At 71.2% G+C, this 17,166-nt stretch carries 15 protein-coding genes; 3 read left to right on the top strand and 12 right to left on the bottom strand.

Features of this window, described 5'->3' with window-relative positions; all coding sequences use genetic code 11:
- Window positions 1-58: 58 nt before the first annotated feature.
- From QFW96_RS01900 to tkt, 7 genes are all read right to left on the bottom strand, one after another.
- A complete protein-coding gene (locus tag QFW96_RS01900) occupies window positions 59-1,243 on the bottom strand; it encodes a glycoside hydrolase family 10-like protein (RefSeq protein WP_281453708.1) in 1,185 nt (394 codons plus the stop codon).
- Between the two features lie 142 nt (window positions 1,244-1,385).
- Window positions 1,386-2,135: a 6-phosphogluconolactonase gene (gene pgl / locus QFW96_RS01895; RefSeq protein WP_281453707.1), complete on the bottom strand. Its 750-nt coding sequence runs from the start codon at window positions 2,133-2,135 to the stop codon at window positions 1,386-1,388.
- A complete protein-coding gene (gene opcA, locus QFW96_RS01890) occupies window positions 2,132-3,097 on the bottom strand; it encodes a glucose-6-phosphate dehydrogenase assembly protein OpcA (RefSeq protein WP_281453706.1) in 966 nt (321 codons plus the stop codon). Before opcA ends, pgl begins: the two co-directional genes overlap by 4 nt.
- Complete coding sequence (gene zwf / locus QFW96_RS01885; RefSeq protein ID WP_281453705.1) at window positions 3,094-4,629, bottom strand: glucose-6-phosphate dehydrogenase; 1,536 nt, start codon at window positions 4,627-4,629, stop codon at window positions 3,094-3,096. The genes opcA and zwf overlap by 4 nt, the downstream gene beginning before the upstream one ends.
- Window positions 4,626-6,251 (bottom strand): glucose-6-phosphate isomerase, encoded by a 1,626-nt coding sequence (locus tag QFW96_RS01880; protein ID WP_281453704.1) that lies wholly within the window; start codon window positions 6,249-6,251, stop codon window positions 4,626-4,628. The genes zwf and QFW96_RS01880 overlap by 4 nt, the downstream gene beginning before the upstream one ends.
- Before the next feature lie 116 nt (window positions 6,252-6,367).
- A complete protein-coding gene (gene tal / locus QFW96_RS01875) occupies window positions 6,368-7,474 on the bottom strand; it encodes a transaldolase (RefSeq protein ID WP_281453703.1) in 1,107 nt (368 codons plus the stop codon).
- Between the two features lie 14 nt (window positions 7,475-7,488).
- Window positions 7,489-9,585 (bottom strand): transketolase, encoded by a 2,097-nt coding sequence (gene tkt / locus QFW96_RS01870; protein ID WP_281453702.1) that lies wholly within the window; start codon window positions 9,583-9,585, stop codon window positions 7,489-7,491.
- A gap of 459 nt (window positions 9,586-10,044) precedes the next feature.
- Between tkt and QFW96_RS01865 the strand changes: the two genes are divergently transcribed.
- A complete protein-coding gene (locus tag QFW96_RS01865; RefSeq protein WP_281453701.1) occupies window positions 10,045-10,977 on the top strand; it encodes a heme o synthase in 933 nt (310 codons plus the stop codon).
- A gap of 48 nt (window positions 10,978-11,025) precedes the next feature.
- Here QFW96_RS01865 and QFW96_RS01860 read toward each other — a convergent pair whose 3' ends face one another.
- Complete coding sequence (locus QFW96_RS01860; protein ID WP_281453700.1) at window positions 11,026-11,994, bottom strand: quinone oxidoreductase family protein; 969 nt, start codon at window positions 11,992-11,994, stop codon at window positions 11,026-11,028.
- A 173-nt stretch (window positions 11,995-12,167) separates the two neighbouring features.
- Here QFW96_RS01860 and QFW96_RS01855 point away from each other — a divergent pair, with 173 nt between their 5' ends.
- On the top strand, window positions 12,168-12,485 hold the full coding sequence (locus tag QFW96_RS01855; RefSeq protein WP_281453699.1) for a hypothetical protein: 318 nt from the start codon (window positions 12,168-12,170) through the stop codon (window positions 12,483-12,485).
- 107 nt (window positions 12,486-12,592) lie between these two features.
- The gene (locus QFW96_RS01850) at window positions 12,593-13,090 is read left to right on the top strand and encodes a GbsR/MarR family transcriptional regulator (RefSeq protein ID WP_281453698.1); all 498 of its coding nucleotides are present in this window, start codon (window positions 12,593-12,595) and stop codon (window positions 13,088-13,090) included.
- A 283-nt stretch (window positions 13,091-13,373) separates the two neighbouring features.
- Here the strand turns inward: QFW96_RS01850 and QFW96_RS01845 are convergent, their stop codons facing one another.
- From QFW96_RS01845 to QFW96_RS01830, 4 genes are all read right to left on the bottom strand, one after another.
- Window positions 13,374-14,327 (bottom strand): COX15/CtaA family protein, encoded by a 954-nt coding sequence (locus QFW96_RS01845; RefSeq protein ID WP_281453697.1) that lies wholly within the window; start codon window positions 14,325-14,327, stop codon window positions 13,374-13,376.
- A gap of 62 nt (window positions 14,328-14,389) precedes the next feature.
- The gene (locus QFW96_RS01840) at window positions 14,390-15,235 is read right to left on the bottom strand and encodes an SCO6745 family protein (RefSeq protein WP_281453696.1); all 846 of its coding nucleotides are present in this window, start codon (window positions 15,233-15,235) and stop codon (window positions 14,390-14,392) included.
- 209 nt (window positions 15,236-15,444) lie between these two features.
- Window positions 15,445-16,236 (bottom strand): ABC transporter permease, encoded by a 792-nt coding sequence (locus QFW96_RS01835; RefSeq protein ID WP_425524706.1) that lies wholly within the window; start codon window positions 16,234-16,236, stop codon window positions 15,445-15,447.
- A complete protein-coding gene (locus QFW96_RS01830) occupies window positions 16,233-17,165 on the bottom strand; it encodes an ABC transporter ATP-binding protein (RefSeq protein ID WP_281453695.1) in 933 nt (310 codons plus the stop codon). The genes QFW96_RS01835 and QFW96_RS01830 overlap by 4 nt, the downstream gene beginning before the upstream one ends.
- Between the last annotated feature and the right edge of the window lies 1 nt (window position 17,166).

Raw genomic sequence — 17,166 nt, 5'->3', positions numbered from 1 at the left:
ACACCCGGAACGGCGGCTCCGCCGCAGCCCTCAACAGCCTCCGAGTGCCCGGATGAGGTCAGCTCCCGTAGTGGTCGTTCACGACTCGGGTCATCGCGTCGCGGGCGACCGTGGTGAGGGACTTGGCGCTGAAGTAGAGGTCGCCCGCCACGTGGGGCTGGCTCGCGTTGAAGGCCAGGTGGTTCGACAGCTCCGCCGGGTCGGTCCAGCCCGGCTGCCCGACCTTGTAGGCGGCCTGGCCGATGTAGAGGTCCACGCCGGTGCCCGAGACGGTCCGCGACCACCACGGGACGACCGCCGCGTAGTCGGCCGACGGGTGGCCGAACTGCCAGTAGACCTGGGGCGCGATGTAGTCGACCCAGCCCTCCTGCACCCAGCGGCGGGTGTCGGCGAAGATCGCCGAGTAGGACTCCATGCCCTTGGTGTTCGAGCCCGTCGGATCGCTGCTCGCGTTGCGCCAGATGCCGAACGGGCTCACGCCGAACTCGGCGTCGGGTCGCAGCGCGTGCACCCGGTCGTGCAAGCCCGAGACCAGCTCGTTGACGTTGTCCCGCCGCCAGTCGTCGATGTTCGCGAAGCCCTTGCCGTGCTCGGCGAACGTCCGCTCGTCCGGGATCGCCCGGCCGTCGACCGGGTAGGGGTAGAAGTAGTCGTCGAGGTGCACGCCGTCGACCTGGTAGCGCGACACCGCGTCGGTGATCGCCGAGGTCACCAGGTCGCGGACCTGCGGCACGCCCGGGTCGTAGTAGCGCTTGCCGCCGTAGGCGAACGTCCACTCCGGATGGACCCGAGCCGGGTGCGTGGGCACCAGCGCGTTCAGGTCGTCGGTCATGCTCACCCGGTACGGGTTGAACCAGGCGTGGAACTCCAGGCCCCGCTGGTGCGCCTCGTCGACCAGGAACCGCATCGGGTCGTAACCCGGGTCGCGGCCCTGCTGCCCGGTCAGCCAGTGCGACCACGGCTCCACGGTGGACGGCCAGAACGCGTCCGCGGTGGGCCGGACCTGCACGAACACCGCGTTCATCCGGTTGGCGACGGCCTGGTCCAGCATCGCCCGGTACTCAGCCTGCTGCTGCTCCACCGACAGGCCCGGCCGGCTCGGCCAGTCGGTGTTGGCGACGCTGGCGATCCACACGCCCCGCATCTCCGTGCTCGACGGCGCGGCCACCCCCGCCGTGCCCAGCAGCCCCAGCAGGACCGCCGCCAAACCCAGTGCCGTGCCGAGCGAACCGAGCCTGCGCATCGGGTCCCCTTCGTCGCGATCATCGACCGCGCCACAGCGTATTGCCGATCAGGCCCGCCCGCACAGGTCATCACCGGTCAGGGCGAACGAGAACACGCCCCCTTCGACGAGAAGGAGGCGTGTTCGCGTCGTCGCCGGTTCGTCAGCCCAGCTCGGCCGCCGCGTCGGCGTCCAGCAGCCAGAGCGTGCGGTCGCGGCCGAGCGCACCCGCGGCCGGGATGTCCACCGGCTTCGCGCCGTTCAGCGCCGCGGCCACCGGCTCGGCCTTGGCCTTGCCGGTGGTCATCAGCCACACCTGCGAGGCCGCGCCGATCGCGGGCAGCGTCAGCGAGACGCGGGTGGGCGGCGGCTTCGGGCAGTCGTGCACGCCCACCACCGTCCGCTCCGACTCCCGCACGTGCGGGGTGTCCGGGAACAGCGAGGCCGTGTGGCCCTCCTCGCCGACGCCCAGCATCAGCACGTCGAACGACGGCACCGCCGCGCCCTCGGGCGCCAGCGACGCCAGCAGCTCGGCGTAACCGGCCGCCGCCGCGTCCGCGTCGTCGCCGAACTCGCCGTCCGACGGCGCCATCCGGTGCACTCGGGACGGGTCGACGCCGACGTGGTCCAGCAGCGCCAGCCGGGCCTGCGTCTCGTTGCGCTCGCCGTCACCGTCGGGCAGGAACCGCTCGTCGCCCCAGAAGAAGTCGACGGCGGACCAGTCCACCGCGCCGAGCGCGGGGGAGAGGCGCACCTGCTCCAGCACGCCGATGCCGGTGCGGCCACCGGTGAGCACCACCGACGCCGAGCCGCGAGCGGCCTGGGCGTCGGCGATCGCGGTGATCAGCCGCGCGGCCACCGCGGCGGCGAGCACGTCGCCGCCGGAGTGGACCAGCGCCTCGGGACGGCTCACCGCTCGTCCCCTTCCTCAGCGGACTCCTCGGTCGGCTCCTCGCCGCGAACGATGCCCTTGAGACCGCCGAGGGTGACCTCGTAGATCTCGTCCGGGTCGAGGCGGCGCAGCTCCTCGCTCAGGCAGTCCTGCACCTCGCGGCGGGACAGCGAGATCCGCCGGTCCGGCTGGCCCGGCTGGGTCAGCGTGCCGACCTTGCCGTCCGGGCGCACGATCTCGACGTTGCCGGAGGGGCGCTCCAGCACGGCCGAGTAGATGCCCGATCCGGCCCGCGTGCTCTCCAGCCTGCGCACCGGGATCTCCAGGTACGCCGACAGCCAGCCCGCCAGCAGATCGGTCGAGGGCGAGTCGGCCGCACCGGTCACGGTGGCGGCGGTGACCCGCTCGTGCGGCGGCAGGTCCATCGCCGCGGACAGCATCGCCCGCCAGGACGTCAGGCGCGTCCAGGCCAGGTCGGTGTCGCCGTCCACGTAGGACTTCGTCCGCTTCTGCAGGGACTCGATCGGATCCGCCTCGGCCGCCGCGTCGGTGATGCGGCGGTGCGACAGCGCGCCCAGCGGGTCCTTCGCCGGGGCGTCCGGCGCGTCGGTCGGCCACCAGGTCACCACCGGGGCGTCCGGCAGCAGCAGCGGCACGACCGAGCCCGCGCCCTCGTCGGCCAGCGGGCCGTAGAGCCGCAGCACGATGACCTCGGACGCACCGGCGTCACCGCCCACGCGGATCTGCGCGTCCAGCCTCGGAGCGGCCTGGCGGGCACCGCTGGCCACCACGATCACGCGGCACGGGTGCTCCCGGCTCGCCTCGTTGGCGGCCTGGATCGCCTTCTCCACCTCGGTGCCGTCGCCGGTGGCGATCACCAGCGTGAGCACCCGGCCGAGCGCCACGGCGCCCCCGGACTCGCGCAGCTCCACCAGCTTCTTGTTGACCTGCGAGGTGGTGGTCGACGGCAGGTCGATGATCACGGTCGCCTCCAGACGCGTCCGGTGCGGGCCAGCATCTCGTCCGCCGAGGACGGACCCCAGGTCCCGGCCTTGTACGGCTCGGGCTTGCCGCGCGAGGCCCAGTGCTCCAGCACCGGGTCGAGGATGTTCCAGGACAGTTCGACTTCTTCGTTCACCGGGAACAGCGACGGCTCACCCAGCAGCACGTCCAGGATCAGCCGCTCGTAGGCCTCCGGCGAGGACTCGGTGAAGGCGTGGCCGTAGCCGAAGTCCATCGTGACGTCCCGGACCTCCATCGAGGTGCCCGGAACCTTCGCGCCGAAGCGCATCGTCACGCCCTCGTCCGGCTGCACCCGGATGACCAGGGCGTTCTGCCCCAGCTCCTCGGTCATGGTGGAGTCGAACGGCAGGTGCGGCGCGCGCTTGAACACCACGGCGATCTCGGTGACCCGGCGGCCCAGGCGCTTGCCCGAGCGCAGGTAGAACGGGACGCCCGCCCAGCGGCGGCTCTCCACCTCCAGGGTGATCGCCGCGTAGGTCTCGGTGATCGAGTCGGACGCGAAACCGCCCTCCTCGTGCAGGCCCGGCACCAGCGAACCGCCCTGCCAGCCGCCCGTGTACTGGCCGCGCGCGGTGGTCTGGTCGAAGGGGCCCACCGGCTTGGTCGCCGAGAGCACCTTGATCTTCTCCGCGCGCAGGTCGTCCGGCGAGAAGGAGACCGGCTCCTCCATCGCCGTCAGCGCCATCAGCTGCAGCAGGTGGTTCTGGATGACGTCGCGGGCCGCGCCGATGCCGTCGTAGTAGCCCGCGCGACCGCCCAGGCCGATGTCCTCGGCCATGGTGATCTGCACGTGGTCGACGTAGTGCGCGTTCCAGATCGGCTCGAACAGCTGGTTCGCGAAGCGCAGCGCCAGGATGTTCTGCACCGTCTCCTTGCCGAGGTAGTGGTCGATGCGGAACACCGACTCCTCGGGGAAGACGTCGTTGACGATCCGGTTGAGCTCCTTGGCGCTCTCCGAGTCGTGGCCGAACGGCTTCTCGATGACCACGCGGCGCCAGCTCTCGTCGGTCGGGCTGGTCAGCCCGGACCGGGACAGCTGCTTGAGCACCGTCGGGAACGCCGACGGCGGCACCGACAGGTAGAAGCCGTGGTTGCCGCCGGTGCCCCGGTCGGCGTCGAGCTCCTTGACGGTCTCGGCGAGCTTGTCGAACGCCTCGTCGTCGTCGAAGGAACCCGGCACGAACCGGATGCCCTCGGCCAGCCGGTCCCAGACGGTCTGGTGGAACGGCGTGCGCGCGTTCTCCTTGACCGCCTCGTAGACGACCTGCATGAAGTCCTGGTCGGCCCAGTCGCGGCGGGCGAAGCCCGTCAGCGCGAAGCCCGGCGGCAGCAGGCCGCGGTTGGCCAGGTCGTAGATCGCCGGCATCAGCTTCTTGCGCGAGAGGTCACCGGTGACGCCGAAGATCGTCAGCCCGCACGGCCCGGCGATCCGCGGGAGTCTCTTGTCCCGGGCATCCCGCAGCGGGTTGGTCCATTCGCTGCTCGTGGTCACGCCTGTCCCCCGAGGGTCTGCACGGCCTTGACGAGCTCGACGAGCCCGGCCGCGCGGTCGGTCAGGTGCAGTCGCAGCACCGGGCGACCGTGGTCGGCCAGCACCTGGCCGTCGCCCAGCGCCTGCGCGCGCTGCAGTCCGGCCAGAGCGTACGGCCGCTCCGGCACCTCCAGATCGGCTTCGGAGTCGCCGGTGATCTGCAGGAACACGCCGTTCTGGTGGCCGCCCTTGTGGTACTGCCCGGTGGAGTGCAGGAACCGCGGACCCCAGCCGAAGGTGGTCTGCAGCCCGGTGCGCCGCGCCAGCTCGGAGCGCAGCACCGCCGCCGAGGCGTCGTCGAGCCGGTCCAGGTAGGCCTGGATCGCCAGGTAGCCGCCCTTCGGCGCGGTGGCCAGGAACGCGCGCAGCGCCTCGGCCACGGTGCCGACGCCGGCCGAGGCCCACTCACCGGAGGTGTGCACCTCGATGGAGCCGTCGACGGCCGCCGGCGTCGCCGCCGGGCCACCGGCGGGGCCGTCCAGCAGGGCGCGGGCGGCCTTCTTGGCGGCCTCCACGTCGGGCTGGTCGAACGGGTTGATGCCCAGCAGTCGGCCCGCGATCGCGGTCGCGAACTCCCACAGCAGCATCTGCCCGCCGAGCGGACCGGTGGTGCTGATCTGGGCGGTGTCGACGCGCGGGCCGATGGCCACGGTGGTGGAGTCGGGACCGGCGTCGGCGTAGCCCGGGGCCTCGTCGTTCTCCACGACGACCGGCAGCACGCCGGTGCCGTTCTTGCCGGTGGACTCGGCGATGAGCTGCTCCACCCAGTCACCGAAACCGGCGATGCCGGAACCGGTGTCGGCGAAGACCAGCTTCTCGGCGCCCCGGGCGTGCGCCGCGCCGATGGCGGCGCCCAGCTGCACCGCCGGGTTGTGGTCGGAGTCGGCGCTGAGCGCCTTGAAGGCGGTCGCGGCGTCGTCGAGCAGACCGGCGATGTCGGCACCGGCCAGCCCGGCCGGGACGAGACCGAACGCGGTCAGCGCCGAGTAGCGGCCGCCCACGTTCGGGTCGGCGGTGAAGACCTTGCGGTAGCCCGCCTCGCGGGACGCGGTCTCCATCGGGGAACCGGGGTCGGTGACCACGATGATGCGGGTCACAGGATCGATTCCGTTTTGCTCGAAGGCTTTTTCGAAGATCCGGCGGTGGGAGTCCGTCTCGACGGTCGTGCCCGACTTGGAGGACACGACCAGCACGGTCCGGTCCAGATCGCCGGACAGCGCGTCGGCGACCTGAGCGGGGTCGGTGGTGTCGAGGACGGTCAGCGGGACACCGGCGGTGCCGGTGATGACCTCGGGGGCCAGCGAGGAGCCGCCCATGCCGGCCAGCACCACGCGGTCCAGCCCGTCGGCGTGCAGCTCGGCGCGCAGCGCGTCGATCTCGGCCAGCAGCGGCCGGGAGCTCTCGGCCAGCGTCGTCCAGGACAGGCGGATGGAGGCCTCGGGCTCGGCGTCGGGGCCCCACAGCGTGGCGTCCTGGGCGGCGAGCTTGCCGGCAACCGCGTCGGCGGTCAGCCGCTCGACCAGTGGGCGAGCCTCGGCCGCCAGCGCCGCGTCGGCAATTTCGACAGAAACATCGGTTGCCATGAAGATCCTTCAGGGCTCGAAAGAGTTTTCAGTTCGTAGGTGATTCTCGCCGATCCGGGCCGGTGCGACAGCATCGCCGCACCGGCCCGGACCGACTTCAACGCGCGTGGCGCTGCTTACTTGGCCTGCTCCAGCTGGGAGGCCACGGTGTCGAGGAGTTCGGTCCAGGACTTCTCGAACTTCTCCACGCCCTCGGTCTCCAGGGCCTTGAACACGTCGTCGAGGTCGATGCCCGCCGCGGCGAGGTCGTCGAAGACCTGCTGCGACTCGGCGGCGGTGCCGGTGACCAGGTCACCGCGCACGTCGGCGTGATCGGCCGTGGCCTGCAGCGTCGACTCCGGCATCGTGTTGACCGTGTTCGGCGCCGCCAGCTCGTCGACGTAGCGGGTGTCGGAGTAGGACTTGTCCTTGACCCCGGTCGAGGCCCACAGCGGACGCTGCGCCCGAGCACCCTGCGCCTGGAGCGCGTTCCACCGCTCGGTCGAGAAGACCTCCTGGTAGGCGGCGTAGGCCAGGCGGGCGTTGGCGATCGCGGCCTTGCCCCGCAGCGGGTGGCCCTCCTGCATCGCGTCGAGCCGCTTGTCGATCTCGGTGTCCACGCGGGACACGAAGAACGACGCCACCGACTCGATGCTCGACAGGTCGTGACCGTTGGCCTCGGCCAGCTCCAGACCCGCCAGGTAGGCGTCCATGACCTGCCGGTACCGCTCGACGGAGAAGATCAGCGTCACGTTCACGCTGATGCCCTCACCGATCACCTTCGTGATCGCAGGCAGGCCCGCCAGCGTCGCCGGGATCTTGACCATCAGGTTCGGCCGGTCCACGGCCTTCCACAGGTCGATCGCCTCGGCCACCGTCCTGTCGGTGTCGTGCGCCAGCCGCGGGTCGACCTCCAGGGAGACGCGGCCGTCCACACCACCGGTGGACTCGTAGACGTTGCGGAAGATGTCCGCGGCGTCGCGCACGTCCGCGGTGGTCAGCTCGCGGATGGTGTCGTCCACGCTCGCACCGCGCGCGGCGAGGTCCTTGACCTTGTCGGCGTAGTCGGCGGCGTTGGACAGCGCGTTGGCGAAGATCGTCGGGTTGCTCGTGACCCCGACGACGGCCTGGTCGGTGATCAGCTGGGCCAGGTTCCCCGAGCTGATGCGCTGGCGGGACAGGTCGTCCAGCCAGATCGAAACTCCGGCCTCGGTGAGGGCCTTGAGGTTCGCGTTGGTCGTCACAGAAATTCCTCCGCTCACGCCTGCTTGGCGTTGCTCAGGCTGCGTCGAGCAGCTGCGACAACGGCTTCGGTGGTGATGCCGAACTGCTCGTAAAGGGTCTTGTAGTCGGCCGAGGCACCGAAGTGCTCCAGCGACACCGACTCACCGGCGTCCTTGACGAACCGGTGCCACGGCATGGCGATGCCCGCCTCGACCGAGACGCGGGCCTTCACCGAGCTCGGCAGCACCGACTCGCGGTAGGCCTCGTCCTGGGCGTCGAACCACTCGACGCACGGGAACGAGACGACGCGGGTCGCCACGCCCTCGGCTTCGAGGGCCTCGCGGGCCTCGACGGCCAGCTGGACCTCGGAACCGGTGGCCATCAGGATCAGCTCCGGCTCGCCGTTGGCGGCGTCGGCCAGGACGTACCCGCCCTTGGCGACGCCCTCCTGGCTGGTGCCCTGCAGCGTCGGAACGCCCTGGCGGGTCAGCGCCAGGCCGGCCGGGCCAGTGGGGTTCTCCAGGATCGCCTTCCACGCGGCAGCGGTCTCGTTGGCGTCCGCCGGGCGGACCATCGAGAAGCCGGGGATCGCGCGCAGCGAGGCGACGTGCTCGATCGGCTGGTGCGTCGGGCCGTCCTCGCCCAGACCGATGGAGTCGTGCGTCCAGACGAAGATCGACGGGACCTTCATCAGCGACGCCAGGCGCACCGCGGGACGCATGTAGTCGCTGAACACCAGGAAGGTGCCGCCGTACGGGCGGGTGCCGCCGTGCAGCGCGATGCCGTTGAGGATCGCGCCCATCGCGTGCTCGCGGATGCCGAAGTGCAGCGTCCGGCCGTACGGGTTGGCCGACCAGGCGTCGGTGGAGATCGACTCCGGGCCGAACGAGGGCTGGCCCTTCATCGAGGTGTTGTTGCTCTCGGCGAGGTCCGCCGAACCGCCCCACAGCTCGGGCAGCACGTCGGCCAGCGCGTTGAGGACCTCACCGGAGGCCTTGCGGGTGGCGACGCCCTTGCCGTCGGCCTCCCAGGTCGGCAGCTTGTCGGCCCAGCCGGCCGGCAGCTCGCGGGCGGTCAGCCGGTCCAGCAGCTCCTTGCGCTCCGGGTTGGCGGCGGCCCACTTGTCGAAGGAGGCCTGCCACTCGGCGCGGGCCTTCTTGCCGCGCTCGACGACCTCGCGGGCGTGGTCGAGCACGTCCGCGTCGACCTGGAACGACTGCTCCGGGTCGAAGCCCACGGCCTTCTTGACCTCGGCGACCTCGTCGGCACCCAGCGCGGCGCCGTGCGCCTTGCCGGAGTTCATCTTGGTCGGCGCCGGGAAACCGATGACCGTGCGCAGCACGATCAGGGTCGGGCGGGCGGTCTCGGCCTTGGCGGACTCGATGGCCTCCAGCAGGCCCTGCACGTCCTCGCCGCCGTCGACGGTGATGACCTGCCAGCCGTAGGACTCGTAGCGCTTGGCGGTGTCCTCGGTCAGGGCGATGCCGGTGTTGTCCTCGATGGAGATCTCGTTCGCGTCGTAGATCACCGTGAGGTTGCCCAGCTGCTGCACGCCGGCCAGCGAGGACGCCTCGGAGGTCACGCCCTCCTCGATGTCGCCGTCGGAGGCGATCACGTAGATGTGGTGGTCGAACGGGCTCTCACCCGCAGCGGCCTCCGGGTCGTACAGACCGCGCTCGCGGCGCGCGGCCATCGCCATGCCGACCGCGGTCGACAGGCCCTGGCCCAGCGGGCCGGTGGTGGTCTCCACACCCTTGGTGTGCCCGTACTCCGGGTGACCCGGGGTCAGGGAGCCCCACTTGCGCAGCTGCTTGAGGTCCTCGACCTCCAGGCCGTAGCCGGAGAGGAACAGCTGCACGTACAGCGTCAGGCTCGAGTGCCCGGCCGAGAGCACGAAGCGGTCGCGACCGATCCACTCCGGGTCGGTGGGGTCGTGCCGCATGACGCGCTGGAACAGGGCGTAGGCGGCGGGCGCGAGGCTCATGGCCGTGCCCGGGTGGCCGCTGCCGCAGTTCTCCACCGCGTCGGCGGCGAGGACGCGCGCGGTGTCCACGGCGCGCTGATCCAGCTCGGTCCAGTCGTTGGGCAGTCGCTTGGTCGTCAAGCGGGCAAGGTCGTCGGTGACGGACACGGACGCAGCTCCAGTTTTCCTTCGGCGGTATTTCCCTCAACGCGGCGAACGGTCCGCTGGACCGATTCGAACCGCAGTTATCCCTCGTCCGTCGGGCAGCCTAGTCTCCTGCGATCAGGCGCCCGGCGGCCCGTTTGAGTAACGGTGTCGCCCCACTGCTGAACCAGCCTCGACCTGCGAGAACCGTTCCTCGAACGGTGGGGGAGCCGGCGATTCGTCGACCAGCGTGCACCAGATCCGGGCTTCGTGCTCACGGGCTGCCGGGGAGAACGCGGCTGATCGCCGAACGATTCCACCTTAGCTCGTCAGGGGCGTGAACAGGGGCACTCGCACCCGCGCGCGACCGCCTTCTGTAGCGCGACTACTATTGGTTAACGGTTCTGTTCCGTTCTTCGGGGAACCGGCAGGAGCGTGGTCGGCAAGTGCGGGGAGTGTCATGTCGTCGGTGAGCGCAGCGTCGTGACCACCACCGCCGAACTCACCCGTCAGCCCGCTCGCAAGGTCGCTGACCTGCTCAAAGCCTATCTGAGCCTGGTCAAGCCGCGGGTCATCGAGCTGCTGCTGGTCACCACCATCCCCGCGATGCTGCTCGCCGTGCGCGGGATCCCGTCGCCGTTCCTGGTCCTGGCCACGCTCGTCGGCGGCACGATGGCCGCCGGTAGCGCCAACGCGCTGAACTGCGTGGTCGACGCCGATATCGATCAGGTGATGAAGCGCACGCGGGCCCGGCCGCTGGTGCGCCACACCGTGTCCAACCGGCACGCGCTGGTGTTCGGCATCGCGCTGGGCGTCGGCTCGTTCCTGGTGCTGTGGGCGTCGACGAACCTGCTGGCCGGGGCGCTCGCGGTGGGCACGATCCTGTTCTACGTCTTCGTCTACACGATGGTCCTCAAGCGGCGGACCGCGCAGAACATCGTGTGGGGCGGTGCCGCGGGCTGCATGCCGGTGGTGATCGGCTGGGCCGGGGTGACCGGCCGCGTCGACTGGCCCGCGCTGGTGATGTTCGGCGTCGTGTTCTTCTGGACGCCGCCGCACACCTGGTCGCTGGCGATGAAGTACAAGGACGACTACGAGCGCGCGGGCGTGCCGATGCTGCCCGTGGTGGCGCGGCCGGTCGCGGTGTCCCGGCAGATCGTGCTGTTCACCTGGCTGATGGTGGCCTGGACGCTGCTGCTGGTCCCGGCCGCGGGCTGGCTCTACGCGGCCTTCGCCGCGATCACCGGCGCCTGGTTCCTCGTGCTGGCCCACCGCCTCCACGCCGCCACCAAGCGCGGCGTCCCGACCAAGCCGATGCGGCTGTTCCACATGTCCAACACGTACCTGATGATCGTGTTCGTGGCGCTGGCCGTCGACTCGGCCCTGAGCCTCCCGGTCCTCGGCTGGCCCTGGTAGGCCGCCCCGCTCGCGCGAGGCGGCCCGACCGTCAGCGCGAGGGGTGCGTCAGGGGACGATGAGGAGCTTGCCGGTCGTGCGGCGGCCTTCGAGGTCCTCGTGGGCCCGGCGGGCTTCGTCGAGCGAGTAGGTGCCGCCGATGCGGAAGTCGATCGTGCCCGAGGTGATCCAGCCGAAGACCTCGCCCGCGCGCCAGTCCAGCTCGTCGCGGCTGAGCAGGTGGTGCCCGAGCGACGGCCGGGTCAGGAACAGCGAGCCGCCGGAGTTCAGCCGCTGCGGGTCGAACGGCGGGACCGGGCCGCTGGAGGCGCCGAAGAGGGCCAGCGTGCCGCGCGGGCGCAGGCTCGCCAGGCTCGCGTCGAACGTCGTCCTGCCCACGCCGTCGTAGACCACGTCGACGCCGCGCCCGTCGGTGAGGTCGCGGACCTCGGCGGCCACGTCGGCGTCCGTGTAGCGGATGATCTCGTCGGCTCCGGCCGCGCGCGCCAGCCGCTCCTTCTCGTCGGTGGACACGGTGCCGATGACGTTGGCGCCCTTGTGCTTGATCAGCTGCGTGAGCAGCAGGCCCATCCCGCCGGCGGCCGCGTGCACCAGCGCCGTCTCGCCCGTGGACACCTCGTGCGTGGAGGTGATCAGGTAGTGGGCGGTCATGCCCTGCAGCATCGCCGCGGCGGCGGTGCGGTCGTCGACGCCGTCCGGGACCTTCACCGCGGAGGCCGCCGGGACCAGCGCCTTCTCGGCGTAGCTGCCGGGCGCCATCGCCCACGCGACCCGATCTCCGACGGCGAACCCGTCGACGTCCGGGCCGACCGCGGCGACCGCGCCCGCGCCCTCGGAACCGGGCGTGAACGGCAGCTCCATCGAGTAGATGCCGCTGCGCTGGTAGGTGTCGATGAAGTTGACCCCGGCTGCGGCGACGTCGACCAGCAGCTGACCCGGTCCGGGTTCGCCGAGCTCGACCTCCCCGAGTTCGAGGACCTCGGGACCGCCGTTGGTCGCCACCCGAATCGCGCGCATGTGTCTCTCCTTCGCAGGGCTTTCGTCTCGGCCGTCAGGGGCAACGCGACGGCTCCCGCCGATCATCCCGTCCCGGTCCATCCTCGGGCTTCGGTGGTCCGGGCGCCCGAGATCGAGTGTCGTGCACTACCGACCGGTTCTGCCGCGGGGTGAATGGTGTTTAGGATCCCGGCATGACAGCCGAGAAGGACACCGAGCAGAGCACCGCCCCCACCCCGAAGGCCCTCTCCGTCGCGAAGGCCTTCGTCGCCGACCACGGCGGGTCGGCGCGAGCGGTGGTGGAGAACATCGGCCGTGCCGGCGCCCGCGTGGTGCTGATCGGCGAGGACGGCCGCCTCGGCGACGTCATGGTCACCAGCCCCACCGTCGGCGAGGCCCTGGTCGAGGCCGTGGACGGGCTGACCGCCTGCGAGTGGGACGCCGAGACCACCGCCGCCCTGAAGATCGGTGCCGCGCACCGCCGCAAGATGGCCGGTCCGCGGGCCCGCTGATGGGCTGACCTGGTACTTTCCGGACACGCCGTCCGCACGGCTGGTCGAGATCATCGCTGTGGTTTATGTTTTCAGCGGAAACTGAACTCGATCTGGAGGGAGGCGGCGTGTCCGAGGAGTACCTGCAGCGCACCGACCGACCGGCCATGTCGGAGTGGATCGAGCAGATGGCGGCCCACTTCGAAGCCACCGAGGGCATGCCGCTGATCGCCGGTCGCATCCTGGCGTTCCTGCTGATCTGCGACCCGCCGGAGCGCACCGCCACCGAGCTCTCGCACGCGCTGGCCGCCAGCACCGGCTCGATCAGCACCAATGTCCGGCTGCTCATGCGCCTGGGCGTCGTCTCCAAGACCACCCGGCAGGGGCGCGAGGCCGCGCTCTACCAGGTGGAGGAGGACCGCTGGCCCGGTCTGGTCCGGCAGCGCATGGAACGCGTCACCGACCTCGAAGAGCTCACCGCCTCCGGCCTGCGCATGTTCAGCGGCCAGGGCGAGCGGGCCCGGAGGCTCCGCGCGGTCAACGAGTTCTACAAGTGGCTCGCCGGTGAGATGCCCGAGCTCTGGCGCCGCTGGGAGCGCGAGGGCAAACGCAACCTCCGCTTCTGACCGAACGCGAGGTTTTCATGTGAACCTCGCCCGAGAAACGACTCCCCGACCCCCGCCTGGTCCCGGTGCTGATCGAAGTTTTCATGAAAACTTCGCCCTTCCCAGGAACGGGAGGTTTTCATGAAAACTGTGCCCCTCCTGGGGACGGAGCCACCGCAGGGGAGTCCCGTGGTCCTCGGGGTGGGGAAGTTTTCATGAAAACTTCGATCACCGTGGGGACGGGAGGTTTTCATGAAAACTTCGCGACCAACGGGTGCGGGAGTGTCTGGGGGTGGGGGTCCGGTCAGGCCGTGGCGACGGATTCCTGGGGTTCCGGGACCTCCGGGTGGGGGAGGGGCCCGCGGTTGCGGGACTCGCCCCAGAGGACGGCCGTGGTGATGATGACGCAGGTGGCCGCCGCGACGTGGAGGACGACCAGGACCTCCGGGACGCCCAGGTAGTACTGGATCGAGCCGATCGCGCCCTGGACCAGGACCATCACGCACGCGGTGATGTAGGCGCGGATCAGCGCCTTGGTCGGGCGGGCCGAGCGGAGCCAGACGCCGAAGACCGCCAGCAGCAGCACGTACGCCATCACCAGGACGCCGTGCAGCTGCACCAGCGAGGCGACGGCGAAGCCGAGCCGCGGCGTGTCCGGGTCACCGGCGTGCGGGCCCGCAGCGGTGACCAGCGTGCCCGCCAGCAGCACCGCGGCGGTGACCACGACCAGCGCGACCAGCAGGCGGCGCATCGGGCGGGTGACGATGCCCAGCGGCGCGCGGTCGCCCTCGGTGGTGGCCTTGACCAGGATCGCGGCCAGCCAGATCAGGGTCGCCGAGGCCATGAAGTGAACCGAGACGCTCCACCAGGCCAGGTCCACCAGCACCGTCATGCCGCCGATCACGGCCTGGGCGACCACGCCCAGCGGCATGATCAGCGCCAGGCCCACCAGGCGCTTGCGGTGGGGGCGGCTGCGCCACGCCGCGAGCAGGCAGGCCAGCGCGATGAAGCCGACGACGCCGGTGAGCAGCCGGTTGCCGAACTCGATCGCCTGGTGCAGGGCGGCGACCTCCGCGTGCGGGACCGGGACCATGCTGCCCGGGAAGCACTGCGGCCAGGTCGGACATCCCAGCCCGGAGCCCGTCACGCGGACGGTCACCCCGGTCACCGAGATCAGAGCCTGCGTCACCAGCACGGCGATCGCGAGGATCCGCACGGTGCGCGGGGACGGGCGGGAGATCCAAGTAGGTAGCGCCACGAGGCAATGGTATTCCGCTGCTCGGATCGTCCCGCCCGCAGGTCACGCAGGTGACGACTCGGTCACGAGAAGAGGTTCATCGGCAGCGCCCCCGCCTCGACGAGGGCCTTGCTGAGCTTGCCGCCCTTGCCGATGAGGGAAGCGGTGCGCTCCTCGCCGAGGTGCTGCCACGGGGGCATCGCGATCTCGTCGGTGCGCACCTCGATGGCCTCGCGGAAGTCCTTGCCCGCGTCGGTGAGCTCGCCGTCGGCGGTGACCAGGCTGCGCGCGGCCAGCTGCTCGGTCGCCTCCGCCCACTCCTGCTCGGACCACTCGCGCAGGGTGCGCGCGGCCTCCGGGGTGAACCCGCCGCGCATGGTGCTGTGCAGGACCAGCGACTGGATGCCGGAGATCCCGGCGTCCTGCAGGGCGGCGATGTGGCCGTCGCCGCGGAACTCGCGCAGCAGCGTCAGCGCGTGCCACAGCTTCAGGTGCGGCATCTCGGGCCAGTCCAGGTCGGCGTGCCCGGCGTAGAGCGGCTTGCCCTCCGGCAGGCAGCCGTCGGTGGCGACGCGGGCGAGCTCGGCGGCCTCGGCGACGTCGTCGGAGGCCAGCACCTCGTCGCCCAGCAGCCGGTGCAGCGCCGCGTCGACGGCGTCCAGCCGAGCCTCCAGGACCTGCGTGGGGGAGGCGATGTCCCAGGCGGCCGGGATCGATTTGGCGACCGACACGGGGTTGAAGTTGTAGAAGGTCGCGGCGACCACGCCCGGGCCCACCGGACCCATCGCGGCCGACCGGCCCGCGTAGTAGCTCATCCGCCCGGGCTTGAGACCCAGCGAGGTGAACCGGTCTTCGGCCTCGGGCGCGAAGTAGATCATTGAGTGGAACAGTTCTAACGCCGCTTTGGCCTGGCGAGCGATCTTGGTCATGCCCGCAGCTTAAAAGGATGGCTGTGGTCTTGTTGCTTGGCGGTGCGGGTAGCGGAACCTCAGACGCCTTCTGGCTCCGGGATCCGAGGCTTATGTATAGCCAATACACGACACGTCGGCCGTCCTCCCCAGAAGACGTCTGAGAACCCGCGGCGGTGCGGGTTGCGAGGGTGGGGTGAGGAGAAAGCACCTGCGGTGCTTGCCTGACGTCAGGTCAGGCGAGTGGTGCGGACCGCGGTGGCTCCGCAGGCGACGCCCCAGGCGAGCAGGACGAGGATCGGCTGGACGCCCGGGAGCGAGCTCTGGACGAGGACGGCGTCGAGGGCTTCGGCCAGCGCTCCGGACGGCAGGAACCCGGCGATGTCGGCCAGCGCGCCCGGCAGGTCGGCGGCCGGGAGGGCGAGACCTCCGGCGAGCAGCAGGACGAACCAGATCGCGTTGGCCAGCGCCAGGATGATCTCCGGGCGCAGCGCCCCTCCGACCAGGACTCCGGCCGCGCCGAACACCAGCGTGCCCAGCACCAGCAGGACGGCGCCGGGCAGCAGCCCGGACAGGGCCGGGGACCAGCCGAGGAACAGCGCCGTCACGCTCAGCACCACCGCCTGCAGCGCCACCACCAGCAGCGTCGCCAGCACCCGGCCGGAGATGAGCGTCCAGCGCGGCAGGGCGGTCGCCGACAGGCGCTTGAGGACGCCGTAGCGGCGGTCGAAACCGAGCGCGATGGCCTGGCCGGTGAACGCCGTGGACATCACGGCCAGCGCCAGGATGCGGGGCATCACCGAGTTCGCCCGGGGCTCGGGCAGGTCGCCGATGTGGACGGTGCTCATGCCGATGAGCAGCGCGATCGGGATGATCAGCGTCAGCAGGGCCTGCTCGCCGTGCCGGACGATCAGCAGCGTCTCGATGCGGGTCTGCGCGGCCAGCATCCGCAGCGCGCGGCCCCGCCCGGGAGCGGGGGAGAAGGTTCCGGCGGGGAACCGGTCACCGAGCTCGGCGGTCACGATCGAAGCTCCCGTCCGGTCAGGTCCAGGAAGACGTCCTCCAGGCTGCGGCGGGTCACCCGCAGCTCCTGGGCCAGCACGCTGTGCTGGGCGCACCAGGCGGTCACCGTGGAGACCACCTGCGGGTTGATCTCGCCGCGCACCACGTAGTCGCCGGGGCGCAGCTCGTCGGCCTTGTAGCCCTCGGGCAGCGCGGCCAGCAGCAGGTCCAGGTCCAGGCCGGTCTGCGAGCGGAACCGCAGCTCCTGCTTGCCGTCGGCCGGTGCGGTGAGCTCCTCGGCGGTGCCGTCGGCGACCGCGCGGCCGTGGTCGACGATGACGACCCGGTCGGCCAGCGCCTCGGCCTCGTCCATCAGGTGCGTGGTCAGCAGCACGCTCACGCCGTCGCGGCGCAGCGCGGCGACCAGCTCCCACACCAGGCGGCGGGCCTGCGGGTCGAGCCCTGCGGTGGGTTCGTCGAGGAACACCAGCTCGGGGCGGCCGACCAGGGCGCAGGCCAGCGACAGCCGCTGCTGCTGGCCGCCGGAGAGCCGCTTGTAGGAGGTCCGGCGCACCGATTCCAGGCCGAGCACCTCCAGCAGCCAGGCCGGGTCGAGCGGGTCGGCGGTGCAGGCGGCGACGAGGTGCAGCATCTCCTCGGTGCGCACGCCCGGGTAGGCGCCGCCGCCCTGGGGCATGACGCCGATGCGCGGGCGCAGCTGCTCGCCCTGGGAGTGCGGGTCGAGGCCCAGGACGCGGACCTCGCCGCGATCGGGGCGCTGGAAGCCCTCGCAGATCTCCACGGTGGTGGTCTTGCCCGCGCCGTTGGGTCCCAGCAGCGCCAGGACGCTGCCGCGCGGCAGGCTCAGGTCGAGGCCGGCGACCGCGGTGGTGTCCCCGAAGCGCTTCTCCAGCCCGCGCAGCAGGACGGCCGGACTCTCGTTGCTCACG

It is taken from the genome of Saccharopolyspora ipomoeae (genome assembly GCF_029952525.1).
Lineage (GTDB): Bacteria > Actinomycetota > Actinomycetes > Mycobacteriales > Pseudonocardiaceae > Saccharopolyspora > Saccharopolyspora ipomoeae.
Note: the sequence above shows the minus strand (reverse complement) of the source record. Positions and strands in the feature narration are given on the sequence as shown.